Genomic DNA, 2,556 nt, shown 5'->3' with positions numbered 1-2,556 from the left:
GGTCTTGCTTTCAATTGGAGTGCGCCCAACATTACAATTGGCCAAAGATGCCGGTTTGGAAATTGGAGATGCCGGTGGGTTGTTGGTCAACAGCAAGCTGCAAACTTCGGATTCGGATATTTACGCTGCCGGCGATATGGTTGAAATCGAGCATCGTGTAAGCGACAAAAAAGTACGGATTCCCCTGGCAGGTCCGGCAAACAGACAGGGAAGAATTGCTGCAGAAAACGCCCTGGGAGGTCAGCATAGCTACAAAGGAGCAATTGGCACATCGGTGGTACGTGTTTTTGAGGCTGTTGCCGGAACAACCGGATTGTCGCTAAAACAGGCACGCGCAGCCGGTATTGATGCCGATGCCGTTGTGGTGCACAAAGAACATCATACCGCGTATTACCCGGGTGCCGAAACTGTGACGGTTCTATTGGTATACGATAAAAATACAGGTGTTATACTCGGAGGTCAAACTGCTGGTTACAAAGGCGCCGATAAGCGCCTTGATGTTATTGCAACCGCTTGTGCCGCCAAACTACCGGTTACCGAGATTGCCGATATCGATTTTGCCTACTCACCACCAATAGGAACAGCCAACGATGCCATGAACATGGCAGCTTACGTTGCTGAGAACAAAATGTCAGGTTATGGGCCAAGCTTGATGGTTTCGGAACTCGATGATTACATCGGAAGCAAAGAGCAATTAATTGTGCTGGATATTCGCGACGTATTTGCCCACCAGAAAAGCAATATGAATGGCGCATATCATATTCCGATGGAAATGCTTTATCCAAACCTGGAAAGAATTCCGAAAGATATCCCTATCCTGATTTATGATGAAACAGGAAAAAAAGGCCATCAGGCAGTTCGAATGTTGATTGGTGCAGGTCACCCGGAGGTACTCAACATTTCAGGCGGACACACTTCACTTCAACGCCATGCCGCAACAGTTGGCTTCAAAAACATCAATATGCTAGCCTTGCCTATTGAGCAGAAAAGCATTGGCGAAAAGGCGGCTGAAACAGTAGAAACCAACAAGCAGGTAAGCACTGAAGAACTCAAGCGACTGATTATTGATGTACGTACACCGGGCGAATTTAGCAGTGGTGCTTTCCCGGATGCCATCAATATTCCGCTGGACGACCTGATGTCGGGTAAAGCCGACCTGGGCGAGAACACCGATCGCGAGATCATCGTTTACTGTGCCAGCGGAGCCCGTTCGGCCTATGCGAAGCAGATCCTGCAAAGCCGCGGTTTCTCGAATGTGACCAACGGAGGTGGTATTTCAGCCATGATGTCGAGATATTAAACAACAAAAGAGCTGGTAAGATCACAGAATTTACCAGCTCTATTTATTTCTCAATTTCAAATTTCTTTCTGTCTCATCAAAGTTACTTAACCTCCAATGGCAATTCCCTGTAGCCTATTCTGCCGAGGTCATCAACCGCCAAAATTCGAACCCGGTAATGAGCCGGCAAGGTAGTTCCTGGTATCTCCTGCTCAAGTTTTGGATCCACCGCTACGAAAGGCTTCCAATACAGCGTAAGTCGTTTTTCATTTTTAGCCTGTTCTTGCACCTGCTCCGCAAAATCCCTGGCTATCCGGTTACCGCCTTCATATTGTTTTAGCGGCTCATCAGTTGTTTCAGGCACCAGTTCTCCCTTCTTGGTTGTAATTTCAATTAAACCAACAGAATTTAACCCGGTATACTGCTGAATATCGATCGGTTTTGTCGATACACTGATCGTTTCCACATCATATGGTGAAATGGTATTTAAAACGCCGGCACTGGTTCCCATCTTTTGGCCGTCGATAACGATTAAAGCACCATCCTGGGCCAAAATCGAATTATTCCCTCCCGGGAAAATAATTTTATCACCATCCAGGTTATACGGCTTAATCATTTTGATTACATCCATCAACGAGCTTCCCGAAGCCAGGTACTGTTTATACTGATTAGCCTGTGTCGCCGGGTTATGGACTTTAATTTTGTGAAACAGCTCCTCGTTTGCCAAAAAGAAGTTTGGAGTAAAATCAGGCTTCCGGTCAAAAGCCGTTTTATTCAGAAATCGCTCCACTTGCTCCGGAATCAGATCTTCCAAAGCGGCCCGCGAAATTCCTTCGGCCAACTTTGTACTACTTTGTGAAGCTTTCACCATTTCCCAAGCACCATTCTTCAGTTGATTTCCAAGCAGCAGGTAATTGGCTGTGGCTTCATTCAACTTTCCTTCTGCAACCATTTGATCAACACCCGCAACCGGATACTCCAACCAACCATTCATTTTCAAAGTTCCCTCGAAGCTTGCTGATCCCTGGGCAATCAACACATCAGGACAAATGCTGATGTTAACCACCCCTGCCTGCTGTTTAATTGAATCAACATCCAATTCAAGCTTCAGTTGATCTGTTGCTCTGGTGGTTAAACTCTCCGATGCCAGACTAGCCTGAATTTCCATTGGCTTCTGTTTTTCAATATAGACCAGGCGCCCGGCAAGTCGGTTCAAATGATCATCCAAAACCAGAAGTTGACAAATGCCCTCCGGGAACCCATCCTTCGGTATTTTC

General features: G+C 46.5%; 2 protein-coding genes. One reads left to right on the top strand and one right to left on the bottom strand.

Annotated features, from left to right (window positions below; translation table 11 throughout):
* Nucleotides 1-1,300, top strand: a 1,300-nt coding sequence (locus tag AC37HE_RS11885; protein ID WP_500783066.1) for a rhodanese-like domain-containing protein, incomplete at its 5' end; no start/stop codon positions are given.
* 82 nt (nt 1,301-1,382) lie between these two features.
* Here AC37HE_RS11885 and AC37HE_RS11880 read toward each other — a convergent pair.
* The coding region (locus tag AC37HE_RS11880) for a hypothetical protein (RefSeq protein ID WP_500783065.1) at nt 1,383-2,556 on the bottom strand (1,174 nt) is incomplete at its 5' end.

The sequence above is a fragment of the Mangrovibacterium sp. genome (assembly GCF_059905295.1).
Note: the sequence above shows the minus strand (reverse complement) of the source record. Positions and strands in the feature narration are given on the sequence as shown.